We start from the raw sequence: 26,539 nt of genomic DNA on the forward strand, positions 1-26,539 counted from the left end.
CTCCGGGACTCTGTGCTTAATAATGTAGGAACACACTACCAGCTAGTACGTTTATACCCAATTGTAGCGTAGTACAGAATAAAGCCAAAGAGCGGCAGCAGCAGCGCATACGCCATTTTAGGGCTAACCACGTCAGTTAAATAGCCGTGTAGTAAAGGCAGTAAAGCACCTCCTGAAATTCCCATAATAAGTAGTGCTGACCCAATTTTAGTAAAAGGGCCAAGCCGGTTGAGAGCCAGCGGCCACATAGCAGGCCAGATTGGTGCTAAACCAAAACCTAATAGCGCAACGCACAATACCGATGTGAAACCACTTGTAAGCAGCGTTGCTACGGTAAGAACCAAGCCATAAGCCGCTCCGAAACGTAACGCTGTGTGCTGCGAGACGTAACGAGGAATCAGCACAATGCCAAGTACATAGCCTGCCAGCAACCCATAAAGCGTATACGTCGTGAAGTATTTGGCTTCATCATTATGAAAACCCAGCGACATGCCGTAGTTGATAATGGTATCCCCCGCGATTACTTCCGCGCCTACGTAGCAGAACAGCGCCAGAACGCCCAGCACCAGGTTAGGAAATTGCCAGACGCTGGTGTGAGACGAAACATCCGACGTAGTATCGTCCTGCTCTTCCGACACTTCCGGTAAGTTTGAGTAACGTATAAGTGCCGCCAGTACGACCAGCACAGCTGTTAAAATCAGGTAAGGCGTTACCACTTTTTCCAGTGAGGCAGCACCGCTAACCGCATTGGCACCGGTTAATAACAAACCACCGAAAATAAACTGGCTAATAATACCTGCCAACTTATTAGCAATACCCAGAAAACTGATTCGCTGGGCGGCACTCTCGCGAGGGCCAAGAATGGTCGCGTATGGATTGGAGGCTGTTTGAAGCACTGTCAGGCCAATACCGATCAGAAACAAACCTACCAGAAACAAAGGATAGGAAACCACTTTGGCCGCCGGGACAAAAATGAGTGTGCCTACTGCCATAACGAGCAAGCCCAGCGACATGCCGTTCTTAAAGCCGGTTCGTTTCAATACGGCCGATGAAGGAATCGCCATCAGCGTGTAGGAAATAAAAAAAGCGAAGGCTACCAGATTAGAGCCGACAGTGCTGAGATTAAACGCCTGTTTGAAGAAAGCGATCAAAACACTGTTTACCCACGTAACGAAGCCGAAAATAAAGAAAAGGGCTCCAATAATGAGCAATGGCCCGGTGTAATTCTGAGTTTTAGGAGGAGCGGTAGGCGTCATTCGTTAAGTAAAAATGTAGAATGAAGAATTGTACTGGAAAATTATAGAGAATGGAATTGCCAAACTACACTTTTCTACGCTCATTTTCCATTGTTGAGTTCACATTATTCAACAAACCATGTCTGTAAGGCCAAAAATTGGCGTATTTGTCTTCCATCTACCTCGGGTAAAATCTGGAATTTCGACAGACGTACTACCACTTGCAATGCTTTCTTCCGCGAGCAGGCTGATTGCACTCCAGACGGCGGCATCGTACACATCAATGGGAGGGGCAGTCTTGGCTCTAATCGATTCGACAAAGGCCCGAAACACCAGATAGTCAGTATTATTGTGCTCTACGTTTAGTGACTGCTTCCAGAGCGAATGATCATATTTTTCCTGATAGGCAGAAAACGGCTCGTAAGCGTCTGATCTGAGGTGGCTGCTCTCCCGGCGAATCATATCGTGAGCACCGAGCCAGGAGCCTTGCTTTCCCTGTATCTGGAAGCCAGGTGAATAAGGTCTCGGAGAACTTGTATCATGAAGAATGACAAGGCTTTCTCCATTAGCGCATTTCAACGTAGTGGTAATAACGTCGCTGAGTTTATAATTAATCTGGGCATTTGCCCCATTTGTCAATACGTCCCGCTGCAATCCTCGGCTTTTGGTGATTAGGCTGCTAAGGTGCGTGAACCGATTACCCCGGTTAATATTGAGCCAGTGAGCCATTGGTCCAATTCCATGCGTTGGGTACAGCACTCCAGGATAGCCATCCGAATGCGGCAATTGACCAGCGCTGTTGTTCGCCTGGTAATGCTGGTAGCCGCAATGTGCGTAAGTTATCACCCCAAAAAATCCTCGGCGAATCATATTGAGAATGGCCAATACGTTACGTTGGTAACAGGCGTTTTCCAGCATCATACAGGGAGCCCCCGTCTTCTCGAACGTATCGACCAAATCCCAGGACTCCTGGAGCGTTGTTCGGGCTGAAACTTCCAGGCCAACGTATTTATGGGCTTCCATACTCGCTAAAGCCACTGGTATGTGCCATTTCCAGGGTGTGGCAATGACGACACCATCAATGCTGTCATCTTTGAGCAGGTTTAGGAAATCTTCATCGCCTTTCCCGTAGGCAGCAGGCAATTTTCGCCCCGCGTTTTTAATCAGTTTGCTGGTGATGTTCAGAGCATCAGAAGAAGGGTCACAAATCGCAGTTATATCAACGTCATTGTGGAGGAGTGCCTGCTGGAGATGACGACGCCCCCGTTCGCCAACACCAACAAAACCAAGTCTGATTTTCGGCTTTGTTGGTGTTAGGTTCGTTAAAATAGTTGGAAAAAGCGAATTCGAAGTAACCGCCGTAGCCGTTCCAGTTAATACCGCTGTGCGGATAAATTGGCGACGAGAATACCTTTGCATTACTGTACTTAGTACTATATTTATATGATAATAATTTTATCTTTTTTGGCATTATGGTGCGATATGTTTACTAATTTATGATAAAGATAAGCAAAATATTTACATTTTTAAAAATTTATAAATTCCACCAGGAATTTTTTGGGTAGGAAGAAGAGATAATCAGGGGCTCACCAATTTTTGGGGTTGTTACGTTAAGGCCTTTTTCTGTAGCTACTTTCATTAATCGCTGGATAGGTTCATTCCAGGCGTGGTATGCCAGAGAGAATTTGGCCCAGTGAACAGGAAGAACGGTTTGTGCTTTCAACTCATGAGCGGCTGTGGGAATTTCTTCGGGCATCATATGGATATTGGGCCAGTCTTTTCCGTACTGGCCGCATTCAAGAATGGCCAGATCAAACGGACCGTATTTGTCGCCAATCGCCTGGAAATGTTTTCCGTACCCCGAATCGCCCCCCAAAAACAGCGAATAGCCGTGTAGTTTTAGCGCAAAAGCCGCCCAGAGTGTTTTCCCGCGAGATAGACTACGTCCCGAAAAATGGCGGGCCGGAACGGCCGTCAGCGAGATGTCGGGCGATACGTTCTGGCCTTCCCACCAATCAAGTTCAACAATCTGATCGGCCCGGGCGCCCCAGCGTTCGAGATGGGCACCAACACCCAGCGCTGTATAGAATTTTTTTACTTTGGGAATCAGTTGCGAAATAGTTTTATAATCCAGGTGGTCGTAATGATCGTGGGAGAGGACCAGCATATCGATCTCTGGCATATCCTCAACGCTATATACATTGGAACCCTCATAGGCTTTTCCCCAGACGGCCACCGGAGAAGCATACCCGCTAAAAACCGGATCGACAAGAATGGTAACGCCTTTAGATTTGATCAGATAGGATGAATGTCCAAACCACACAATCGTAGGTTTATCATCCGCCAGGGTTTTCAAATCCGTACGTACGGAGGGTAGGGGTCTGGGAGGAACATTGTCTTTCGGCTTATTGAAAAAGTCGTTGAACATATCCCGATAGGAGGCATCTTGCCGCATAACAGCTGTTTGTTCCAGATTCTGGAAAGCGCCGTTCTGGTAGTGAGGAGAACGTAAAATGCGTTCAAGTCGTGTAGCGGTCGGGTTGCTGCCGAAAACGCTCTGCTGCAAAAAAATGTAAACAGCAGCGGCTAATCCTAAAATCAAAAGTGTAAGAATCATGGTGGTTTTAGAACGTTTCATAAATTGGATAAAAGTAAGTACGGTGGATACAAACCTTTCCGAAGCGAACATATTCTTTCTTATTTTTAGTCCAGAATCAAAAAATAAAGTTGAGAAGCTCATTATGATTCAGTTTGTCCGTAACTACGACGACCTCTCTACCGACAAGGGATTTCAATTTACTTTTCGATGCGATAAATGCGGAAACGGGTATATGTCGCCCTTCCAGCGGAATAACCTGGGCGTTGCTGGCGAACTGCTGAACGTAGCCGGCAGTATTTTCGGTGGCATTTTTTACGAGGCTGGTAATGCCACGCGTCATATGCAGCGGGCCATTGGCGGAAAAGCGCATGATGAGGCTCTGGAAAAAGCCGTTCAGGAAGGCAAAAAGCATTTTCATCAGTGTACACGTTGCGGCCAGTGGGTGTGTCCGGATGTATGCTGGAATGCCAGTGCGGGCCTTTGCGAAAGCTGCGCCCCCAACGAACGGGAAGAGCTAGCCGCCCAGCAGGCTCTTGCTACGTCGGAACAAATCAGTCAGAAAACCCGCCAGATCGATTACACAAGCCATATCGATTTCACCAATCGTACTGCCGTCGCCACTTGCGTGACCTGTTCCGGAAAATTAAACGCAACGGATAAATTCTGCCCCACCTGCGGAACGCCCAACCCATCGACGCAGAACGTAGAGAAATTCTGTACTAACTGCGGTACAAAAGCGAAACCCGGCCAAAAGTTCTGCGCTGAATGTGGAACAAATCTAGCCTAAAGGCAGAGGGCGTGGGGCATGGAGCGCGGACAGTAGGGTTGGGCACTACATATCAACACACAACCTCTGCCATCCCCGCTACCCCGCGCTCTATGCCCCACGCCCTTTGCCAAGAAAATGTTGAACGAAACGGGCTTAATCCGAGTTATAAGGGGGAATGACTCACGCTGAGGAGCGTAGTAGCTACACGTTCCGTCATCTGCCTGTGTTGTACACAAACTTTGTAACGACAGGTTGATCGAACCCTATTTTCGATTTGCTATTTATGGATAGTACCCGAGTCGATGCGCCACGGGTTGCTGTGTTTCGAAAGGAACATTTCAATGCGGCTCATCGCCTGAATAACCCCAACTGGTCGGACGAAAAAAACGCCCGCGTGTACGGCAAATGCAACAATCCGCATTTCCACGGTCATAATTACGACCTGATAGTGCAGGTTACCGGGCCGATTGATCCCGAAACGGGTTATGTTATAGACATGAAGCTGCTGGGGGATATCATCAAGGAGCACGTAACGGATCGATTTGATCATAAGAATCTTAATCTTGATACGGAGGAATTTGCTGATCTGAACCCGTCGGCCGAAAATATTGCCATTGTTATCTACAACATTTTGCGTAACCAGCTAAGCGAAGGCTTAGATCTTAAAATCAGATTGTATGAAACTGAACGGAACTTCGTCGAATACCCCGTCTAACAGTGTTCCGCTTAATGGGCAGACGCATGCGAATGACCATAAGAACGGTCACTCGGTAGATTGTCATTGTTCGGACGAATTAATCGATGAAATGGGCGATGCGCACGGTGCAACCTCAATCGATACGCCGATGCGGCCCGATGCGTTTGCGCTTGACGATGATTTCAAGATTGACCTGATCGAAGAGCATTTCCGGGAAATCATGAACATTCTGGGGCTGGATCTGACCGACGATAGCCTGAAAGGGTCGCCCCGTCGCGTAGCAAAGATGTATGTAAAGGAAGTGTTCAGTGGTCTGAATCCTGCCAATAAGCCTGAGCCAACGTTATTTGAGAACAAGTTTCGCTACAACGAAATGTTGGTTGAGAAAGACATCACCGTTCAGACGTATTGCGAACACCATTTTGTACCCATCATTGGGAAAGCGCACGTAGCGTACATTTCGAGCGGTAAAGTAATTGGTTTGTCGAAGCTGAACCGGATTGTCGAATATTTCTGCAAGCGCCCACAGGTTCAGGAGCGGCTAACCGTACAGATTGCTGACGAATTAAAGCGCGTTCTGGAAACAGATGACGTAGCGGTTATCGTCGATGCCAAGCACTTATGTGTATCAACAAGAGGTGTCCGTGACCTGAATAGTTCGACCATTACCTCATCATACAGTGGCAAATTTGACGAAGAAGCCACTCGTCAGGAATTATTACGCTACGTTACTCAGTCAAGCGTAACCATATAAGAGAACAAGCAGTTGTAGGGTCACACTGAAGTAGGGCGGCTGATTAGCCATTCCTTCTCGCTGGTGTGACCCTACAACTTTTTATTTCTCTACGTATGGAAGGCAAAAACATTCTGATTATCGGCGGCAATTCGGGTATCGGCTACGCACTCGCCAAACAGCTTCATGCACAGGGAGCTAATCTCTTTACGGCAGGCCGACGGGAACCAGAAGGAATCTCATCTACGCACATGAACTGGGACGTAGTGAAAACTCCGGCTGCCGATGCGTTCACTCAGCTCCCCGACGTATTACATGGCCTGGTATACTGTCCCGGTACTATCAACCTGAAACCTTTTCACCGGCTAACTACTGATGAATACCGTGCTGATCTGGACGTCAACGTATTGGGGGCGGTTGGAGCTATTCATGCGGCTTATCTGGCTTTGAAGATGGCGAAAGGAAGCAGCATTGTTCTGTTCAGCACTGTTGCCGCCAAATTAGGAATGGGCCTTCATTCGTCAGTGTCGGTAGCCAAGTCAGCGGTAGAAGGTTTGACCAGGTCGCTGGCGGCCGAATTTGCGCCGATCAACATTCGGGTAAATGCCATTGCTCCTTCTCTGACCGATACACCCCTGGCGCAAAATCTGCTCAGTAGTGAAGAAAAGCGCGATTCAGGGGCTAAACGCCATCCGCTAAACCGTATAGGAGCGCCGGACGATATAGCCAGCATGGCGGCTTATCTGCTCTCCGATCAGGCTAGCTGGATTACAGGACAGGTAATAAGTGTAGACGGCGGTATGGGGTCAATAAAATAGCCTGACTAGGAGTAGTCAGGCTGATAAAACAGGCAACGTAGTGGTTTAATTTAGATGGTCGGGGCGACGCGTTCCAGCAGCGCTTTTGATTTGCGGATCCCGTCGTACTCGTCCAGCGTACTGCCTTCGTATTCAATACCGGCTATGCCCTTGAAACCGCTTTCTTTCACAATTTTTAGCATACGATTGTAATCAGTCTCAACACAATTTCCATTCGCATCGAAATCGTGAAATTTGGTTGAGACACCACCCTTCACGTAGGGCATCAATTCCTTAACACCCTGATAGCGGTCATATTCTTCCAGGCAGCTGTGATTTTCGCCACGTTTAATGCAGAAATTACCAAAATCGGGCAACGTACCAACGTTTTTCATGTTGACTTGCTTCATCACTCCGGACAGCCATTTACCGTTGGATGAATAACCCCCGTGATTCTCAACTGTGATGTTGATATTCATGGTTTTAGCGAACTCACCCAGCTTGCTCAGGCTTTCAACAGCGGCCTTGGCCATTTCTTGCTCCGTACCTTGTCCAGCCGCGTTGACACGTATCGTTTTGCAGCCCAGGTATTTCGCGCACTCTACCCATTTGTGGTGGTTCTCAATGGCCTGAGCGCGCTTACTGGCGTCTGGCGAAGCCATATCTCCTTCGCCATCAATCATAATCAGGTGATTGGTAATGCCATTGTCTTTGCAGCGCGTCAGCAGATCGTTGAGGTACGTTTTGTCCTGCGCTTTGTCTTTGAAAAACTGGTTAACGTATTCTACGATACTGATATCGAACTCTTTACGAGCAACGCTCGGGAAGTCTAGATTAGTAATTTTCTTGGCAAACAGGGCTTTGTGCAGCGACCACTCGGCCAGCGAAATATCAAACCACATTTTTTGAGGAGCTGTTTCGGCAAACGCAGCCGGAAGAGTGGCCATGCCCGCCAGCGACCCAGCAGCTTGTTTTAAAAATGAACGACGGTTAGAAGTCATAACGAAATAGGATTGACGGTAAGGTTACGCGGCAAAACACCGCTTTCCATTTCCCAAAAGCAGACCTGTCCGTCGAAAATACTCATGCAGTGCGTTCAGGCAACTTGTCCTGGCTATTCGCCATAACAACGTACTTCCATTAGTGCGGCTGGTGCCTGACCGGGCTGTGGTTTTACGTGAATCGTCAAACTGTTTGTCTCGATGGGTTCGGGAAACCGAATCGTGCTACGTGTCTGATGATTGTCGGTTTGGTGTGCAATACGTTCCTGCTGATCGTTACAGAGAATAAATTCATAGGCACAAAAGGGCGAAACCGTTTCCGGGTGAATCATAATAACCGATTCGAGGGGGTGATCAAAGTCCGTATCGAACGACAAAATGACCTGACTGATCCGCTGTTTGTCTGGCCAGGTTAATGTCAGGGTTGGATTGGAATCGTTACGCTCGGCAACCCAGGCGTTGGGCTGATACATTGGCCGCTGAATACCGTTACGTATATTTTCGGCCTGAAACAGTTGGATGCCGGGCGCGATACGTAACGCAATATTCTGACCAGCAGGACGTCGCTCGGGACACCAGAATTCGAACGTATCTACGCCGATATCTTCCGTAGGTTCCTGCTTACCATAATTCGATACCGCTGGATTGATCTTGTTGAATACGGATAACACGCCCGTTACCCGTAATTGGCTATACTGCAACTGAATGTGCTCATTTTTAAGGAACGTAACAAAAACGTACTGAGGCTCTTCCAGACTGCTTTCAAATGCCAGTGTAACTTCCTGTTTGCCTTTTTTGAGAAGTATTTCTTTTGTTTCGAGCGTTACGTCGGGTGTGTGATTAAACGGCTTGCTGCTACGTCGCAATTCAACTGTCAGGGTTGTATCGCGATCAGCCATGACGAAAGCGGTTAACTGGGGAATAGAGCCAGTCGATAGCGGAAGCATCTGTGCGGCCGATTGTGATAATTTAAGCAAAGGGCCATCGGGCGGTAGTTCTGTCAGAATAAATTCGCTGGAAGCGGTCAGTTGTGCTTTCTGAACTAAATCCTGATTGTCAGCTAAATGAAGGCCCGGAATGTGCTGCCCGGTTTTTAATAATTCCTGTTGCAGCCGTTGGATGCGCTCAGGCTCAGTCAGATCGCGTGGTAGCAGATTTTCTTGTGTGCATAACGTAGCGGCCATGCCGACTGCCTGTGCTACGTGGGCGCCCGTAGCCATTACGCGAGACGACCCGAACGCTACGTGTGAAGCACTGATGATACGTCCGGCCAGAAACAGATTCGAGATGTTGTGGCTATACAGGCACCGATACGGAATCTGATAAATGCCTTTACTATGCCATTGGTTGCAACCCGGTTTTTCCGAAAAAATACCATCGGCAGGGTGCAAATCAATGCTCCAGCCGCCGAAGGCTACAGCATCGGGATGGGTACGCTGCTCAACGATGTCCTGTTGCCGCAACATATAGTCTCCCTCAAACCGGCGGCTCTCGCGCTTGCCCGGAATCTGTCCGACCCACTCCAGCGTCATGGTTTCGGCTTCGGGGAACTGGCCGGAGTTTTTGATGTAATTCCAGACGCCGTAGACGACCTTCCAGAGTTCCCATTTGATGGCTTCCGTATCGTGAACCGTATCCAGCCGACCGCCGTATTCAATCCACCAAAGCTGGCAACCGTACTCCTGCGCGTTGAACCGCCGGTAACGCGGAATTTTGGTGATGTCATCCAGGGCATAAGCTGGCGGCACAAACCGTACGGGCCGACCCGTATCTTTTGTATAGAAATACAGCGAATGACCCAGCAGTTCACCATATTCGGCGGTTGGGGCGAATTTCTCGCTAAACTCTTCCTGACTCTCCGCACCCATCCGAAAAGCGGCCCCCGATTGAAAGCCAACAATGCCGTCGCCCGAAGCGTCGCAGAACAACGGAGCCACTAAGTCGTAAACCGTACTATTCTGGCTGCAAAAGGCTTTTAGCCCGCTGATCGTATCGGACCCTAATTTCTCAACCTCGTAAACGGCGGTGTTCAGCAGCAACGTAATGTTGGATTCAAGCACTACTTTTTCCAGCAGAATTGTATCGAGAATCAGCGGATTCCCCTCCGGATTCCGGTATAAGTTTTCGAGCAGTAATTCGTCAATTACCCCACCTTCGCGCGCCCATCGGTTGTTGTTGCCCATGTGCGACGTAGCGCCCAGCACCCACAGCCGAACTTCGGAAGAGGAATTGCCACCCAGCACCGGCCGATCCTGAACCAGAATGACGCGGATACCCGCACGAGCTGCTGTAATGGCACAGCAAACACCCGACAAGCCCCCACCGACAACAATCAGATCGGCATCGTGGCGAATGGTTTTAAGCGTTCGTTTATCGGCTGCTTGTTCGCGTATCATTGGTTAAATCAAAAGTTTGTGAAAGAATTGAATAGCCCGTGGGTTTGATGATGTCAACCGATAAAGTTTTATCGAAACCACGTACTGGAATTACCAATTCCGCCTGCTGACCCGGTTGCAGTTCAGGAATTGGGACGGTAGACGTAGCGGTTTTTACTACGTAGTTTTTCAGCGTGTAAGCCGGAAAATCGTTTCGGGCCGTTATGCGGAGTTTTAACGAGTGCACACCTTCCTGCCCCGGCTCCCAACTGATTTTCTCGATCGTGAGGGGAGCCATACCGGTCTGATGCGTTTTGTATAACGGTCGTTTTGAACGATCCGAACGAACTAGTCCCCAGGGGCGCGTACCGTCAGGATTTGTGCCGACGTGACGACTCAGGTAATCGTTGAACGACCACCACGACGCGCCCACTACGTACGGCAACTGGCGAATATCGGCGAGGAATTTTTCGATGTGACTAACCTGACCCGCTTCGCCATCTTTGCCATCGGCCCGCGTGCCGTATTCACTGATAAAAATCGGTTTGTCAGGATAGAGCGCGTGGATGTGTTTCAGTACGTTAGCATGGTTGCCATACGTATTGGTCGAAACAAAATCGCAATATTGACTGGCTTCGTCTTCAGGCTTTTTGGGCAGAATATTCAACCGCATCGATGCAAAGGTGTACAGGCGCGTGGGGTCGAGTTCGCGGGCGTAGGCAATCATGTCTTTGGTCCAGCGTTGCCCGGCGGGCTGTTCAGATAAATATTCATTTCCGACGCTGTAAGCGATAATACAGGGATGATTCCAGTCGCGTTCGGCCATTTCGCGGAATTGCTGCCGAAACTTCGCGCGAATGGTATCGTTGTCCATTTCTCTCGGTGTCAACTGCCAGTTTCCCGCTTCCGAAATAATGAGCATGCCGTTACGGTCGGCCCAGTCGTAGATGGTTTCGGAGGGTGTGTAATGCGTCAGTCGGTGAAATTCCATGCCCGCTTCCTTCATTAATCGCATGTCTTTCTCCACCAGCCAGTCCGGCTCCAGCGATCCCAAACCCGGATGATCGACTACCCGATTGCCCCCGGCTACCTTAATGGGCTGGCCATTCAGCAGCAGTTGCGCGTTACGTACCTCCACTTTCCGAATGCCAAAATGCGTTTGAACGGTATCCGTAGCCGCAATCACCTGAGCATCGTACAGCACTGGCTGATCGACGCTCCAGAGTTTTACGTCAGCTGCTTTCATCAACGCTTCTGCTTCTACTACGTCCGTTTGACCGGCCCCAACGCTACGTGCTGTCTGCTTCCAGGTTAAGGGAACAGGTCTGCCACTCTGCATAATCCGAAAAGCTAATTTCGGCGTCAGAGCCTGCCCACTAGCGTTACGTAGACGGGTTTTGATTTTTAAAGTAGCAGTGCCTTTGGCCATCGGTCCGGCGTTCCGGTCGGGTAGGGCGTCAATTTTTACGTTCTCTACATAAACCTCCGGCTCAACAGTCAGATAAACCGGACGTATCAAACCGCCGTAATTAATCCATCCCGGAAAGGGATCGTTGGGCTGACCGTTGTCTTTTGCGCCTGGAATAGTTCTGACTTTCCACGTATTGTTATTAACCGAAACGGCAAGGGTGTTATCGGCCTGTCCTGGCTTGAGGTAAGGTGTTACGTCAAAATGAAAGGGAGTATAACCACCTTCGTGCGTCCCCACTTTCTGGCCATTCAGCCAGACCGACGTTACGTAGTAAGACGCATCGAAATGAAGCAGTACCCGTTTGCCAGCGTTCGTTTTCCAGGGGAAAGTCCGTAGGTACCAGACCGTACCCGTGTAGAACTGGTAACGCGGATCGACCGAAAAACAGTGCGGAACAATTACTTTGTCCAGGCGATTCAGCGGCATATCTTCCCGGTACCATTTGTTGGTTTCGCCCGCGTCCATCGGGTCCATCATAAATGCCCATTCCCCATGCAGCGGAATAGCTTTAGGATCGCGAATGGTATACTGGGCAAAGGTTGTCGAGCTTAGCCAGCCGATGAAAAACAGTGTTAGAAGGTTTCGGATGAGGGTCATAGAGTTAGAGGATGCTCGTGAAAGCGGTGTACTTTATTTTATATTTGTAAAAAAGACTGACCCCATGTCAACTTCGCAAACAAGCGCCACAAAACTGAGCAACCTTCAGATGGAACTGCTGAAGTTGTATCCGTATACGGTCTCGGAAGAGGAGTTAAAAGAGATTCGGCTTCTGCTGGCTGATTACTTCGCCCGGAAAATTGACATCGAAATGAATCAATTGAGTCAGGAGAAGGGCTGGAATGAGCAGACGATTGAGGGCTGGAAAAATGAGCATCTACGCAGTCATTCAGCACAATGAGAGTTGTACTGGATATTAATGTAGTGCTTATTTCGCTTCCTGTTACGTCGAAATACCGACCGATCTTTGACGCGCTAAAAACAGGTAAATTTGAGCTAATCCTGAGTAACGCTATTTTAGCAGAATACCACGAAAAATTGGCCGAAAAAACGTCTCCTTTGGTTGCTGATAACGTTATCAAGCTTCTCTTATCGCTCGAAAATTGTACACTACAACCTATATATTTTGAGTGGGCTCTCATACACAGCGATCCGGATGATAACAAGTACGTAGACTGCGCATTAGTGGCAAATGTCGACCATCTGGTTTCTGAAGACCGCCATTTTTCTGCTCTTCGTGACATTGATTTTCCTCGATTATCAGTTATTCGAATTGACGAATTTCTCGACTGGGTTCGGCAGGGATAGCTCAACCCGCTGAGCGGCTCGCCAGGGAATCAGCGCTGCCAGTAAAATGACTACGCCAATGCCTGCGGTAATTCCCCCGCCTAGGTCGGCCAGTAGGCCCAGCCCAAAGAGCATCAGGGCCGTAAAAGCCAGCGATCCGGCAATGACCTGTAGGCCAAACCGATTCTGCTTACGCACTTCCCGCAATTCTTCGGCGGATTCGGCCTGCGCTTCTTCCCGCTTTTTCTGACGGGCCGCTACGTATTGGTCATATTCTTTGGCCTCCATTTTTTTCGATCTAGACCACAGTTCATAACCCAGCAATAACAGCAGGGGCAAGCCGACACCAATAATGGTTTCGGCACCACGGGTAAGTTTAAAATCCAGCAATAGGGGCGATAAGACCTTGAAAAACAGATTAACGGTCAGGCTAATACCCGTTATCCAGAGTGTTGCGCGGCTGGTCAGTCGTTTGGAAAATAAAGCCCAGAGCGCAGGTGCTAAGAGCGGTCCACCGGAAATTGACGAGATACTCAGCACAACCTCAACAATACCACCTGCGGCCGGAACCAGCAACGCAATACCGATCATGCCTAAGCCGAACACCCAGGACGAACCCCGCGCTACGCGAATCAACTGCTTATCCGACGCTGTCGGATTGATTAGTCCTTTGTAGATGTCATTCGTGAACACCGCTGACACTACGTTCAACGCCGTGTTGGCACTGGCCGAGGTAGAGAAATACATACCTGTCAGCATTAGCCCCAGCAAACCCGGTGGCAAAACGAGTTTGCAAATCATGAGGTAGGCGTTTTCGGTATCAAGCCCGGTTAAGCTGGGGTTAATGGCTTTGTAAATCATTGGCGGCATCATCCAGATGACCGGACTGATGAGATATAACCCGGCAAACAAAAACGCTACGTTACGGGCCGATTTGGGGCTATCGACACTGGTGTAGCGCTGCACGAACGTCCAATTGCCACCGATGTAACAGATGTGATAAATGACAAATGCCGCGATGAATCCGAAGGTGTATTCACCATTGAGCAGATTGAAAAAGTCGTCCGGTACGCGTTGGGTGAAACTGCTGAATCCGCCCACTTTATCCAACGACAGCGGCAGTAGAATAAACACGGCTGCCGATAGCACCACAAACTGTAGAATATCGGTGACCATTACGGCCCAAAGTCCACCCACGGCCGTATACGCAATCATGAAGATTCCTAAGCCAATGGTACACGGCACTAGCGGCAGGTTTAGCGACGAACTGACTAGCTTGGCAACCGGATAGAGCACCGAGCCTTTAATGAACAGCGAAACCAGCGTAAAAATGAAAATGAAGGCCTTCTGGACCGTAACGCCCAATCGTTCACGAATAAATTCGGCAGCTGTTAGCGCACCCGTTTGTTTCCAGCGTGGCGCCAGAAAAAGACCAGTAACCAGGGCACCAATGCACATAGTCCACTGAATGGTTATAGCTACCCAGCCATGTTTGTAGGCGATACTGCCCCAGGCTACGAACGTACCGGCTGAGAAAAAACTCATGAACAACGACAGACCACCGATAAACCAGGGGACAGCTTCGCCACCCGCAAAAAATGATTTCAGGTTCCGTCCCGTCCGGGCGAAGAGCAGACCAATTCCCAGCACAAAGGCGGAGAAAATGACGATGACGGCAGTATCAATGGTCGTATTCAATTCTGTTTGGTTTTGTGGGTTATGAGGAACATAGAATGCTAGTTTTTATAATTTACGCCGATCGTAATAATCAGCGTTCCATCTTTGACTTTTCTAGCCCATCATCAACCGTAATCACTTCCATTCCGAAAGCAGGCAATTGCTTTGTCTGCGTCTTTTGCCCTTTAATGGTTATCTGAAAATCGCTTTTCTGATCACGGTTATTCAGCAAAATCACGAACAGTTTTTCGCCCTGCACTGCTTTTGCCAGTACGTAGTCGATAGACGGATTGTCGAGTTGTACTATGTTCTCATTGATAACCAGATTCGCTTTCTCTCCATTGACCGTTCCCGGCGCAAACCCGTACGTTTGGTGCGGCCCGACTTTGGGCGTAACAAACCCGCGTGGAAAAGACACTTTTCCGCCTGATCGCAGTTCGGCTTCGGCCAGTAGATAATCAGTTAGCCAGCCAATTTGCCACCAGGCATGGTGCGGATACGGGCCAGCGCCCCGGTTCATGGCGTTCCAGTAGTACGATGCTACGCTCGTTTTCGGATCGACAAAGGCGTCGCGCCCGATAGCGCCTGCGCGGGCCATATCCGCAAAAATCGGCTCTTTCGTCAGGCCATACATCCGAATGAACAGACCCGCGTGACTACACAACTGAATTGGGCCCGCCCGGTTAGCCGAACCAAAAATACCGCCATGCTCAAAGCTCAGACCCGTCTGACTGATTTCCCAATCCTGACGCTGAGCACCATTAACTGTTTTCACAGACTGGTTAGCAATTGGGTGGGTGTAAATGGACGTCGTGTAGATTTTGGCGGCTGTAATGGCGGCCTCTCGATAGCGTACATCACGCGTCAGATCGTACAAGTCCAGCAGCGCCTGCGCCGATTGTCCCGTTGCAAAATCGGGGGCGTAACGAGCATCGCCACACACGCCCAGAAAGCTTCCCGTTTCAATAGCGTTCTTCAGAAACCAGTCGGCACCTTTCCGGGCCGCAGCTAAGTATTTGGGGTCTTTCAGCAGACGGTACGCTACGATCAGGCCATAGAACGTCGGTCGAACATCCTGAATGTCTTTAAAAACTTCCTGCTCAGACTGACGATCATAGGCTACAGCCCAACGGCCATCGGGTTTCTGCCAGGTTAGTAGCCGATCAGCTCCCAGGCGTAGTCGTTCTTTCAGTTCGGCATTGTCTGGCTCAAACAACAGCATGTTGCCAATGTCGAGCATCGTGTAATACGTTAGTCCAATCGGTTCGACAACTGTGCCCCACTCCTCCACGAATTTCTTGGATTTGGCCAGATAGTATTGCCCTTCAACGGCGCCCTCGAAAAAGTTGTCGGCGGTTTCCTGCTGCGCCAGTTTGAAATTCAGGGCGTAGGGCAGTACGTTCTGGGTAAGCGCCGGATCGTTCGTGGCCTTCGCCAGCATCCACATTGCCCCGTAATCGGAGTTTTTCATTGCGTCTTTGTTCGAGCCCACTACGCCCCCCAGATACGACTGCGCTCCAATTTTTTTACCCTCAAACTCTTCAATGTTCCACATCGATGTTTTCGGATCGGTCAGGTACCGGTGCATTTTCTCAATGCGGTTGGTCAGCGATTGTTTGCTTTGACGTAGCGCCAGTGTTTCCTTAAACCGGTACACATCATAAACGGCATGGTTCAGCGCTTTAAACCAGTCGCCATCAATTAAACTGTATCGGAACGTGTAGCTAAGCGTTTCGCCAACCTTCAGGGCCGATTTGGGTTCGCCCAGTATTGGATAATACAGCGTCGGCGAAAGCTGCGCTTTACGGTTCATGTGCGACAGCCCGATGTTCCAGTTCGTCTGGGTGATTTTGTCGGTTGCCCACGGATCGCGGGCCAGTCCCGGTTCCGGAATGACGGCGAACGTAACGCCATTTTTAGCCGTCAGCATCGGACACAACGTACTGGCGCAACGTTCACGATATACGGCGGGCAGTGTCGGGATGCCGTGTCCATAGGCGTACGCCAGTGCGAAATTTTTCTGAAATCGATTCCCCTGAAAATAACCCGGTATGGTAGCCCAGGCCAGATTATTCTCGGTCAGGGTAGCTAAGGTTGGACTGGCTAACGAGAAATAGCCTTCTTTCTTCGGCGTAATAGTCTGCTTGACCAGGATGTCGGACGTAAATTTTGGGTCGAACGTCCAATCCGTCTGGATCGTTGCTACGTCCGTTTCCTGCCGAAAGACAAGACTATTTTTACCCGTCAGCTTGCCTTCTTTTGGGAAAAAGTACATAGCCTGGCCCGCCTTATTCAACGAAACTGGGTTCGTACTCTCGGCCCACTGCGACTCCTGATAGTGATACTTCGGTCCGGGAAATTCCTCGCCTGTAATCGATTTGAACGTAGTATCGGGTTTTGTGGAAGGTTTGTCAGCACTGTACAGCAACGTGTTTTCGCCGGAAGGTGTCGCTACGTTCACCCATTGATTGCCTTTGCGCACGGATACCTGACTGATCGACCAGCCTTTGGACGTACTGTTCCAGATGACTTTAATACGTTCATTTGCGAGTGAGATTGTCTGGTTCGATTGTGCCTTCGCAGTCAATACCATCAACCAACCTGACAACAAAACTGCAACCGTCTTGGAATAAGCCATTGAAAAGAAATAGTTAAGATCGTGCATCAGCGTTATTTCCAGTCTGGATTCTGCTCCAGTTTCAGGTTGGCATTCAGTTCGTCCTGCGGAATCGGAAAATACTTGTTTTTGGCCGTTACGCTACGTGTTGGATACACGCTGTTGACGGCTTTCGGAATCACAGTCAGGAATTTACCCGTGCGGGTGAGATCGTACCAGCGATCCCCTTCAGCAAAGAATTCCCACGCACGCTCCTGAATCACGGCGTCGATGAAAGCGTCTTTGCTCAGGCCGGTCTGTAAATCAGGCAGTCCGGCTCGTTTACGCACTACGTTAATGTAACTGTAGGCTGTTGACGTAGCACCGTTTAGCCGGGCTTCGGCTTCGGCAGCAATCAGGTACACATCAGCCAGTCGAAAAATGGGAATGTTGGAAATCATACCAATCGTTGTGTTCGGGTCCTGGTATTTTTTGATCAATACGCCCTCGGTCGTAATAGGGGTAATGCTCCGTTGCGGGACAACCTTACCGCTCCGATCAACGTAGGTCGTATCGAGCAACTGACGCCGTTTATCGACGGGATTGAACGACTTAAAAAACGACATATAGGCAAACATCGACCCGAACGTAGTTCTTCCGTATTCAGCACCAGCACTACCAGCCGGGCCACACAAGCCAACTAATTGATGTGAACGACTAGGGGCGATTGGGTCAACTTCATAGGCCCACATGTTCTCAATTCGCGCGGCATCCTCCTGATCGTACTTATAGACGTTACGTACATCGGGCATGAGTGAGTATTTGCCGGACGAAATAACCGCCTGCGCTTTTTCAAGCGCTTTGGCCCAGTCTTCGTTATACAAAGCCGCTTTAGCATACAGCGCATTCACCACCTCTTTCGACGGACGACCTTTGTCAACAGCCGGATATGACGGAAGCCCAGCCGCAAAGGCCTGATCTAAATCAGCGTAAATCTGCTTATAAACGTCAGCTTTGGTGCTTTTTCCAACTACGGCATCGGCTTCCGAATAACTCGGCGTGGTTTTGATGGGTACATCGCCAAAGTTTTTCGCCAACGCCCATTCATAAAAGGCACGTAAAAAATAAGCTTCTCCAAGGATTTGCTTCTTGCGCGTTTCGTCCATGTTGGCTGCGGGCACTTTCGCAATGATCCAGTTCGATCGTTCGATGCCTTCATAACTCGATGCCCAAATTTGCTGGGGCGATTCGTTGGTCCGGGAATTGCTTTTCTGAACCGTATAATTGACGTCGTACGAAAAGAGTGTCAGCGTATTACGGCCAACAACGCCACGCGGATACGTCTGATCATCGCTAAAGTCAGGTACTAACGTCATAGCCGGACCGCTGTACATATCAGCCAGGGGATCGTAAGCCGCAATCAGCCCTTTTTCGGCATCGGCCGCCGTTTTGTAAAACGCTTCGGTATAGATGGACGAATAGATCGTTTCGTCCAGTTTGCAGCCAGCCAGGCAGAGCGCTGCGAGTATAGGAATAAAGAGTTTTTTCATGAGTTTAGAGCGTGATCTGTAAACCACCTAAAAATGACTTCGCTTGTGGGTAAACCAGGTTATCGATGCCAATCTGCGTGTTCGAACCGGCGTAGGTGTTTACTTCCGGGTCGAAGCCGCTGTAGCTGGTCAGCGTAAACAGATTATTGGCGCTCATGTACACCCGAATGTTCTGAATGCCTTTGATGCGCGGCAGCGTGTAGCCCAGCGTTACGTTCTTGCAGCGCAGGTACGACCCATCTTCCACTACGTAGTTACTCACCGGCATACGGCCGCCCTGCGCCGGAGCCGGAAATTCGTTGTTCGGATTCGTGGGGGTCCAGCGGTTGACGACTCCTTTCAGCATGTTACGTTGCCCCAACGGCATGGTAAACGAAAGGCGGCTGGCGTTGTAAATATCGTTGCCTTGTGAGCCCGACAAAAACGCGCTGAAGTCGAAGTTTTTGAACGATAGATTGGTCGAGAAACCGTAAATGAAATTCGGATTGGGATTGCCGGTGATGATTTGATCGGCCGCCGAAATAGTGCCATCGCCGTTAAGATCTTTCACCTTCTGCCCACCTAACGTACCGCCATAGCCGGGCAAAATCGTTTCGCCGGTTTGGTTGATACCGTCAAAAACATACGTTTTAAACAAACCGAGCGGACTTCCAACCTGTAGAACGGAATAAGCGGTTACAAAGCGTTCCCGCGTGGTGCCACCGTCCAGATCAAGCAATTTGTTCCGGTTGAACGTAGCGTTGGCCGACACGTTCCATTTCAGCGCGCCGTCCAGAATCCTGGCGTTGGTGGCCAGTTCAAGCCCTTTGTTTTCGAGCGACGCGAAATTGCCCGTGATGGTGCTGTAGCCGGAACTCAGCGGCAACGTTTTCACGTAGAGTAGGTCTTTGGTCGTTTTTTGGTACACATCGACAATAAAGCTGATCCGGTTATTGAGGAAGCCAATGTCGAGTCCCAGGTTGGTTTGGGCCGAACGTTCCCAGCGCAGATCAGGATTGGCAATACCCGATGGATTAATGCCGATCACATACGTATGATTGATGTTGTAATCACTCCCCGGATTTGGGGCCGAAACCGTCGCCAGGGATTGATACGGATCGATACCGCCCGCATTACCCGTAATCCCGTAGCTGGCGCGTAATTTCAGATCAGAAAGCCAGGTGAGCGATTTCGCAAATGGCTCCTCGATAATCCGCCAGCCCGCTGACACAGCCGGAAATACGCCGTATTTATGGTTGGCTCCGAAGCGACTTGAGCCATCGACACGCGCCGTCAGATCCAGAAAATACCGGTCCTTGAAACCGTAGTTGATACGTCCGAGATAAGAATCGAGTCGTTGTGAAGTGCGGTTGCTGCTAACGTTTCGGGTCAGCGCCAATTGCAGAGCCTCGTTCTGCGTAGCATCGTTCGGAAAGCCCGTCGCAGTGAGTTGATTTTGGTTGTAATTCTCAGATTGTGTGGCAAATACGCCCGTTACTTTCAGCGAGTGATTTTTGGCGAACGTAGTGCCATAGGTCAGAATACTTTCGTGTAGCAGCGCCAGATTGTTGGTGTTGGTTTTTGATCCAGACCCCGAATTGTCGTTCAAATCCGACTTGTTGACAATGGAACGGGGCGAATATGTATCGCGGAGCGTTCCCTGCATATCCACGTTGAACGAAGCCCGGTATGTTAGTCCTTTCAGCAGGTTAATTTCGCCATACACATTCGCCAGTGTTCGACGGATAGCGGTCTGATTCAGAATTGCCGTATAGTTCAGCGGATTGATTACTTCCCGGTATTGACCATTGGCCTGCTCGCCAAACGGAAAAATTGTGCCGTCTTCCCGGTAAGGTTGCAAAGTAGGCGGTGCGCCAAGGGCTGCTCCCAGAACTGTTGCGTTCACGACAGCCGCATCGCCTATGGTTTGTGAGCCGGTGGTAACGCCCGAATTGATAACGTAGCTGCCTAAAATACTGGTACCGACCTTCACACGATTACTAATCCGGTGATCAACGTTCAAACGAAACGAATAGCGTTTGAAATTCGAATTGATGATAATTCCGTCCTGATTGAAATAGTTGCCCGAAAGCGACAGCTGTGTTTTTTCGGAGCCTCCATTGATCGACAGCTGATGGCTTTGAATCGGTGCCTGTCGGAAAATAATGTTCTGCCAGTTCGTTCCTTCGCCGAGCGACGCCGGATTGGCATAATAGTTATTTTTAAAGGTTTCGTTTTCTACCTGGGCAAACTCAGCCGCATTGAGCACATCCAGTTTTTTATTCACGTTCTGCACCCCGTAATAACTGTCGAGGGTAACGCGGGTAGCGCCCGTTTTACCTCGCTTGGTCGTAATCAGCACCACGCCATTGGCTGCCCGTGAACCGTAAATGGCCGAAGCCGACGCATCTTTCAGAATCTCCACCGATTCTATATCATTCGGGTTGATGGTCGACAGCGGACTGACGCTGTTAATTTCACTGCTGTTGTTGGTTCCGTTCGAAATCTGAATCCCATCGACGACGTACAGCGGCTCCGAGTTACCGTTGATCGAATTGGTTCCCCGAATGCGTACGCTGATTCTACCGCCTGGCGCTCCTGTATTCTGATTGACCTGCACACCCGATACGCGCGCCTGTAACCCCTGTGCTACGTTAGCCACAGGCGTTTGAACGAGTTCCGTCGATTTTACGGAAGCAATAGCGCCCGTCGTTTCAACCTTCCGCTGCGTACCGTAACCGACGACAACGACTTCATTTAGCGACCGATCGTCTGATTGCAGAATAACGTCAAAGGAAGTTCGGTTGCCGATTGGCAGTTCCTGCGTTACGTATCCAATATACGAGACCGTCAGGATGCCGTCCTTTGGTATGTTAGGTAACGTGTATCGCCCTTCTGCATTGGTAGTTGTACCGCGCTGCGTGTTTTTGAGGACAACGCTAACCCCTGGTAGCGGAACACCGTCGGAGCCAGTAACCCGACCAGTAATAGTGTTCGTTTGGGCCACTACGTCTGCTCCCGCCAGCAAAAAGAGCAGCGGTGTGAACATAAGCAGTTGTAAGATTTTTTTCATAAAAAGGATTTAAAGGAATAGTTCAATTTTAGGCTTTTGCTTGTTCGAGTACGTGATAAAGAGTCGTTTGTATCAAGATTGATTCGTTTGCATTGGAAAATTAAGGTAAATCACATTGTATGACTTAAACTAGCTTATCGATCCGCTTTGGCAAAGTTTTTTTTTATTTATTTTATTGTAAACGTTTCCCGGATTTATTGGAAACGTTTCCAATTTTCTGCAACATTTACAATTGTTTTCTGAGTCTTACTGGATTATTATAGGAAAAATACAAATTATGCGATCGCACCAAACAACAATTATCGATATCGCCAAACAGCTCAATTTGTCGAACGCGACGGTATCGAGGGCGTTGACAGGACACCCGCATGTTAATGCGGATACCCGGCGAAAAGTCCTCGAATTAGCTGAGCAGTTGAACTATCAGCGTAACCAGGTGGCGATTTCGCTGCTGACCAATCAGACGCATACCATCGGCATTATGGTGCCTGAGTTTATTTCGTATTTCTTTCCTAAAGTGATTATTGGCGTGCAGGAAGCGCTGGCCGAAGCGGGTTATAATGTAGTGATCTGCCACTCAAATGAGTCGTACGAAACAGAGGTGACGAATGCACGGGCGTTGCTCGCCAGCCGGGTCGATGGACTGATTGTATCCCACACAAAGGAAACGCGCAACTTCGATCATTTCCGGCAGTTTCAGCGGCAGGGGATTCCGGTCGTTTTTTTCAATCGCGTATGCGAAGATATGGACGTACCGAAAGTGGTTGTCGATGATTATGCCGGCGCGTTCGAAGCCGTCGAACACCTGATCCAAACCGGTCGCCGGCGGATTGCTCATCTGGCAGGTCCCAATACGTTGCCCAACAGCCGAAACCGACTCAATGGCTATCGGGATGCGTTGATGAAGCATGGTCTGCCTGTTGAACCCGATTTAATCATTTCGTACGATCTGACGCTGGAGAAGGCTAATATTTACGTAAACCATCTGCTGAACTTACCGCAGCCACCCGACGCCCTGTTCGCCATTAATGATCCCACGGCCATAGAAGCCCTGACGGTTATTAAAGGGCGTGGATTACGGGTTCCTGACGACGTAGCGATTGTCGGATTCAGCAATGATCCGCTGTCTGCATTTATCGAACCCGGCTTAACTACTGTAGCGCAGCCAGTACATGAAATTGGGCAGCAAGCGGCTCGGCTACTGGTTGAACAGCTTACAGCCGAACGCGAAGTCGATATAGCCCCCAAAACCGTCGTCCTGCCGACTCATCTTGTCATTCGGGGATCGACGCAGAAGGGCTTTTCTTCGTAATTTGCCACCATTCGACCATTACGTAGCCAATGATTTCTCTCGATAGTATTCAGGAAGCCCATAACCGTATCCGGCCCTACATTCATCGGACGCCCGTCCTGACAAACCAAACCATCAATGACCGCACTGGCGCTGAGCTGTTTTTTAAGTGCGAAAACTTCCAGAAAATTGGCGCTTTCAAAGCGCGGGGTGGCCTGAATGCGATATTACAGGTCGCGGCTAATCAGGAAGGAAAAGCCATTACGACACACTCGTCCGGTAATCACGCACAGGCCGTAGCGTTTGCGGCCCGGCAGGTAGGTTTGCCAGCGTACATTGTGATGCCGCGAACAGCGCCACAGGTAAAAAAAGAGGCAGTTTTGGGTTACGGCGCCGAAGTAATCGAGTGCGAACCAACGCTGGAAGCGCGTGAGCAGGGTGTTCGGGATGTAATAGCGCGTACGGGTGCCGTGCTGGTGCACCCCTTTGACGATGAACGCGTTATCGCCGGACAGGCGACAGCCACAATCGAACTAATCGAAGATGCCGGAACGCCCCGCCCATTCGATACAATTATGGCCCCCGTTGGTGGGGGAGGTCTGCTGAGTGGTACGTCTTTAACGACGCATTATCTATCGCCCGAAACGCGCGTTATTGCTGCTGAACCGGAGGGGGCAGCCGATGCGATATTGTCATTTCGCAGTGGCTGCGTTGAGAAAGCGCCGTACATCAAAACCATTGCCGACGGTTTGATGACTACGCTGAGTGAACGTACACTGGCGATTATTCGTGAGCACGTAGCGGATATTCTGACGGTATCGGATGAGGAAATTACGGCCGCTATGCGCCTGGTCTGGGAGCGAATGAAACTTATTATCGAGCCATCTTCAGCCGTTCCACTGGCGGCCATTCTGAAAAATAAAGATCAATTTGCCGGACAAAAAATCGGTATTATCGTTACAGGTGGCAACGTAGATTTAGGAAAATTGCCGTTTTAATTGCCATCGTTATGGTTTCAATACGTTCTATTAAGCCTGAGCAAACGTATCCGCTACGTCACAGCGTACTTTGGCCCGACAAACCCTTCGAGTACGTGAAGATTGAAAACGATGATGAAGGATTCCATTTTGGCGCTTTTAGGGATGAAGAATTGGTCGCCGTGATCTCTTTATTTATTGACGATAAAGAAGCCAGTCCGGTCGAGGCTCGATTCCGGAAGTTTGCGGCTCGACCTGATTTGCAGCGGCAGGGAATTGGTACAAAATTGCTGAATCACGTAATAGCCGAAGCCCGGCGCCTGGGGGCTACGTCGCTCTGGTGCGATGCCCGATTGGATGCCGCTGCTTTCTACCGACGTTTTGGGATGGAAGCTGTCAGTGAGATATTTTATAAAGGGCCTATTCCGTATGCCAGATTTTCTCGTACCTTGTAAGTGTCTGACTATCTATCTAATTCTTTTTTATCCATGAAACAGTTCCTGACATCACTATTAGGTATGAGTCTGCTCATGCTGGCTACCATCTCGAATGCGCAAACGGCCGCACCATCGACTGACTCGACAGCGTTGAAAGCCTATGTGGGCTCCTATTCTTTTGATAGTGATAGCCCCGTCAAGAAATATACCGTTACAACTGAAAAAGGGGAATTATACGGCTCGGCTGATGATTTAGGAAAAAATAAACTGGTCAGGCAGGATAAAGCGGATACCTACAAGTCTACCAGTTCGTATGGCTCCGTTATTACGTTTGTGCGGGATGCTGCGACGAAAGCCGTAACGGGTTTTACAATGGCGATTCAGGGAACAGAACTATCGGCCAAGAAAGATAAACCATAACCAAATAATTGCACAGTGAGTTGAGTAGTTACGTGTTGTACGAAGGCGTAAATGGATTATTATAGCCTGATTGCTGCGTACTAAACGAGAAAACCTAACATACTCAACAATGAAAACCACCACTTCTTTACTGGCAAGTGTTACGTTGTCGGTAGCGTTACTGGCCTGCAGCCAGAAGAAAGAATCAAATCAGAGCGAAGAGACAGTAGCGACGGCCGATACAATAATTGATCTGCCCGCGCCCTACGCGACAAAATCGACGAAGAATTTCAGTAACGTGCTCAACTGGCCTGCCGGTAAAACACCTCAGGCACCGGCTGGCTTTGCAGTTACCGAATTTGCCCGCGATATGGCAAGTCCGCGTTGGATATACGTAGCGCCTAGTGGCGATATTCTGGTTGCCGAATCCAATACGGAACGTAATAAGCCTAAAGATAAGGTCATCAATGCCGTAACAGGGCGAAATAAATCGGAACGTACCGGAGCAAGTGCGAACCGGGTGACGCTGTTACGCGATACCAACAAGGATGGGAAACCCGATTTGAAAGAAACGTTTCTGGCTGGGCTTAACCAACCTTTCGGGATGCTGGTGTTGGGTGATCATTTCTACGTGGCTAATACAGACGGCATAATGATGTATGATTACAAGCCTGGCCAGACGAAAATAACCTCGCCTGGAAAGAAAATTCTGGAATTACCCGCCGGAGGCTACAACAATCACTGGACGCGCAATTTGCTGGCAAGTCCCGACGGAAAGAAAATTTACGTTTCGGTCGGATCGGGTAGTAATGTTGCTGAGCATGGTATCGAAAATGAGAAACGTAGAGCGGGTATTCTGGAAATTAATCCGGACGGAACAGGCGAGCGTATCTATGCCAGCGGACTACGTAATCCCGTAGGCATGGACTGGCAACCTACCACAAAAGTGCTGTACACGGCGGTTAATGAACGCGATGAACTGGGAGATGAACTTGTTCCAGACTATATGACAAGCGTGAAAGCTGGTGCTTTTTATGGCTGGCCTTATGCATATTTTGGTCCAAACGAAGACCCACGACGTAAAGGAGAGCGACCTGATCTGGTCAAAAAGACGGTGGTGCCCGACGTACCTTTAGGCTCGCATACGGCTTCGCTTGGACTAGCTTTCTACGATAAAACAGCGTTTCCGGAAAAATACCACAATGGCGATTTTGTTGGCAAGCACGGCTCTGGGAATCGCGAGCAAAAAGCGGGATACAAAGTTTTGTTTGTGCCTTTTCAGGACGGAAAGCCCGGTAAGCCTGAAGATTTCCTGACAGGGTTTATCGCTGGTAACAACAAAGACGTTTATGGCCGCCCGGTTGGGGTAACCGTTTTACCGGACGGGTCGATGCTGGTGGCCGACGATGCCGCCGGACGTATCTGGCGGGTAGCAGCCAGTAAGTAAGCCGAAAATATAAAGTCGTCAGACAGTAGATATTGTTCGTATCTACTGCCTGACGACTTTCTACTTATCTAAAACTGATACAGAATCCGGGCACGGGCACCAAGCGTCGTGTTTTGCTGCCAGTTCAGGTTGGCTCGTCTATCGCCAACCGG

21 protein-coding genes are annotated in these 26,539 nt (G+C 49.5%); 11 read left to right on the forward strand and 10 right to left on the reverse strand.

The genetic code is table 11. The features are described from left to right. Positions 1-35 precede the first annotated feature (35 nt). The 3 genes from ACOJS8_RS24445 to ACOJS8_RS24455 all read right to left on the reverse strand — a co-directional run bounded on the left by ACOJS8_RS24445 (position 36) and on the right by ACOJS8_RS24455 (position 3,873). Positions 36-1,256: a sugar MFS transporter gene (locus tag ACOJS8_RS24445; protein ID WP_420151180.1), complete on the reverse strand. Its 1,221-nt coding sequence runs from the start codon at positions 1,254-1,256 to the stop codon at positions 36-38. A 108-nt stretch (positions 1,257-1,364) separates the two neighbouring features. After that, on the reverse strand, positions 1,365-2,654 hold the full coding sequence (locus ACOJS8_RS24450) for a Gfo/Idh/MocA family protein (RefSeq protein WP_420151181.1): 1,290 nt from the start codon (positions 2,652-2,654) through the stop codon (positions 1,365-1,367). 115 nt (positions 2,655-2,769) lie between these two features. Beyond that, positions 2,770-3,873 (reverse strand): MBL fold metallo-hydrolase, encoded by a 1,104-nt coding sequence (locus ACOJS8_RS24455; RefSeq protein WP_420151182.1) that lies wholly within the window; start codon positions 3,871-3,873, stop codon positions 2,770-2,772. Between the two features lie 103 nt (positions 3,874-3,976). Here ACOJS8_RS24455 and ACOJS8_RS24460 point away from each other — a divergent pair, with 103 nt between their 5' ends. The 4 genes from ACOJS8_RS24460 (at position 3,977) to ACOJS8_RS24475 (ending at position 6,851) form a co-directional block, all read left to right on the forward strand. Then, entirely contained in the window at positions 3,977-4,621 is a 645-nt protein-coding gene (locus ACOJS8_RS24460) for a zinc ribbon domain-containing protein (RefSeq protein ID WP_420151183.1), read from the forward strand. A gap of 265 nt (positions 4,622-4,886) precedes the next feature. Beyond that, positions 4,887-5,318 carry a 6-pyruvoyl trahydropterin synthase family protein gene (locus ACOJS8_RS24465; protein WP_420151184.1) on the forward strand — a complete coding sequence of 144 codons (432 nt, stop codon included), beginning with the start codon at positions 4,887-4,889 and terminating at the stop codon, positions 5,316-5,318. Then, positions 5,281-6,054 carry a GTP cyclohydrolase I FolE gene (gene folE, locus ACOJS8_RS24470; RefSeq protein ID WP_420151185.1) on the forward strand — a complete coding sequence of 258 codons (774 nt, stop codon included), beginning with the start codon at positions 5,281-5,283 and terminating at the stop codon, positions 6,052-6,054. Before ACOJS8_RS24465 ends, folE begins: the two co-directional genes overlap by 38 nt. A gap of 95 nt (positions 6,055-6,149) precedes the next feature. Beyond that, the gene (locus tag ACOJS8_RS24475; protein ID WP_420151201.1) at positions 6,150-6,851 is read left to right on the forward strand and encodes an SDR family NAD(P)-dependent oxidoreductase; all 702 of its coding nucleotides are present in this window, start codon (positions 6,150-6,152) and stop codon (positions 6,849-6,851) included. Positions 6,852-6,901: 50 nt separating this feature from the next. Here the strand turns inward: ACOJS8_RS24475 and ACOJS8_RS24480 are convergent, their stop codons facing one another. The 3 genes from ACOJS8_RS24480 to ACOJS8_RS24490 all read right to left on the reverse strand — a co-directional run bounded on the left by ACOJS8_RS24480 (position 6,902) and on the right by ACOJS8_RS24490 (position 12,274). Continuing rightward, positions 6,902-7,831 (reverse strand): sugar phosphate isomerase/epimerase family protein, encoded by a 930-nt coding sequence (locus ACOJS8_RS24480; protein WP_420151186.1) that lies wholly within the window; start codon positions 7,829-7,831, stop codon positions 6,902-6,904. 113 nt (positions 7,832-7,944) lie between these two features. Further along, the gene (locus tag ACOJS8_RS24485) at positions 7,945-10,227 is read right to left on the reverse strand and encodes an FAD-dependent oxidoreductase (RefSeq protein WP_420151187.1); all 2,283 of its coding nucleotides are present in this window, start codon (positions 10,225-10,227) and stop codon (positions 7,945-7,947) included. Further along, a complete protein-coding gene (locus ACOJS8_RS24490) occupies positions 10,202-12,274 on the reverse strand; it encodes a glycoside hydrolase family 2 protein (RefSeq protein WP_420151188.1) in 2,073 nt (690 codons plus the stop codon). The genes ACOJS8_RS24485 and ACOJS8_RS24490 overlap by 26 nt, the downstream gene beginning before the upstream one ends. Positions 12,275-12,338: 64 nt before the next feature. Here ACOJS8_RS24490 and ACOJS8_RS24495 point away from each other — a divergent pair, with 64 nt between their 5' ends. After that, positions 12,339-12,575, forward strand: a complete 237-nt coding sequence (locus tag ACOJS8_RS24495) for a hypothetical protein (protein WP_420151189.1) — start codon at positions 12,339-12,341, stop codon at positions 12,573-12,575. Beyond that, positions 12,572-12,982 (forward strand): putative toxin-antitoxin system toxin component, PIN family, encoded by a 411-nt coding sequence (locus tag ACOJS8_RS24500; protein ID WP_420151190.1) that lies wholly within the window; start codon positions 12,572-12,574, stop codon positions 12,980-12,982. The genes ACOJS8_RS24495 and ACOJS8_RS24500 overlap by 4 nt, the downstream gene beginning before the upstream one ends. On the opposite strand, the gene ACOJS8_RS24505 is transcribed toward ACOJS8_RS24500, so the two are convergent. The 4 genes from ACOJS8_RS24505 to ACOJS8_RS24520 form a co-directional block, all read right to left on the reverse strand. Continuing rightward, complete coding sequence (locus ACOJS8_RS24505; protein WP_420151191.1) at positions 12,935-14,659, reverse strand: sodium:solute symporter family protein; 1,725 nt, start codon at positions 14,657-14,659, stop codon at positions 12,935-12,937. The genes ACOJS8_RS24500 and ACOJS8_RS24505 overlap by 48 nt on opposite strands. A 70-nt stretch (positions 14,660-14,729) precedes the next feature. After that, positions 14,730-17,276 carry a glycerophosphoryl diester phosphodiesterase gene (locus tag ACOJS8_RS24510; RefSeq protein WP_420151192.1) on the reverse strand — a complete coding sequence of 849 codons (2,547 nt, stop codon included), beginning with the start codon at positions 17,274-17,276 and terminating at the stop codon, positions 14,730-14,732. Between the two features lie 32 nt (positions 17,277-17,308). Next, a complete protein-coding gene (locus ACOJS8_RS24515; protein ID WP_420151193.1) occupies positions 17,309-18,784 on the reverse strand; it encodes a RagB/SusD family nutrient uptake outer membrane protein in 1,476 nt (491 codons plus the stop codon). 4 nt (positions 18,785-18,788) lie between these two features. After that, complete coding sequence (locus ACOJS8_RS24520) at positions 18,789-21,836, reverse strand: SusC/RagA family TonB-linked outer membrane protein (RefSeq protein WP_420151194.1); 3,048 nt, start codon at positions 21,834-21,836, stop codon at positions 18,789-18,791. Between the two features lie 277 nt (positions 21,837-22,113). Here ACOJS8_RS24520 and ACOJS8_RS24525 point away from each other — a divergent pair, with 277 nt between their 5' ends. From ACOJS8_RS24525 to ACOJS8_RS24545, 5 genes are all read left to right on the forward strand, one after another. After that, complete coding sequence (locus tag ACOJS8_RS24525; RefSeq protein WP_420151195.1) at positions 22,114-23,148, forward strand: LacI family DNA-binding transcriptional regulator; 1,035 nt, start codon at positions 22,114-22,116, stop codon at positions 23,146-23,148. Positions 23,149-23,177: 29 nt separating this feature from the next. After that, complete coding sequence (locus ACOJS8_RS24530; protein WP_420151196.1) at positions 23,178-24,125, forward strand: threonine ammonia-lyase; 948 nt, start codon at positions 23,178-23,180, stop codon at positions 24,123-24,125. An 11-nt stretch (positions 24,126-24,136) separates the two neighbouring features. Continuing rightward, complete coding sequence (locus ACOJS8_RS24535) at positions 24,137-24,559, forward strand: GNAT family N-acetyltransferase (RefSeq protein WP_420151197.1); 423 nt, start codon at positions 24,137-24,139, stop codon at positions 24,557-24,559. Between the two features lie 33 nt (positions 24,560-24,592). Further along, on the forward strand, positions 24,593-24,961 hold the full coding sequence (locus ACOJS8_RS24540; RefSeq protein ID WP_420151198.1) for a DUF3471 domain-containing protein: 369 nt from the start codon (positions 24,593-24,595) through the stop codon (positions 24,959-24,961). A 109-nt stretch (positions 24,962-25,070) separates the two neighbouring features. Further along, on the forward strand, positions 25,071-26,387 hold the full coding sequence (locus ACOJS8_RS24545) for a PQQ-dependent sugar dehydrogenase (protein WP_420151199.1): 1,317 nt from the start codon (positions 25,071-25,073) through the stop codon (positions 26,385-26,387). The last annotated feature ends 152 nt before the right edge of the window (positions 26,388-26,539 follow it).

Source organism: Spirosoma sp. (assembly GCF_048594605.1).
Taxonomy (GTDB): domain Bacteria; phylum Bacteroidota; class Bacteroidia; order Cytophagales; family Spirosomataceae; genus Spirosoma.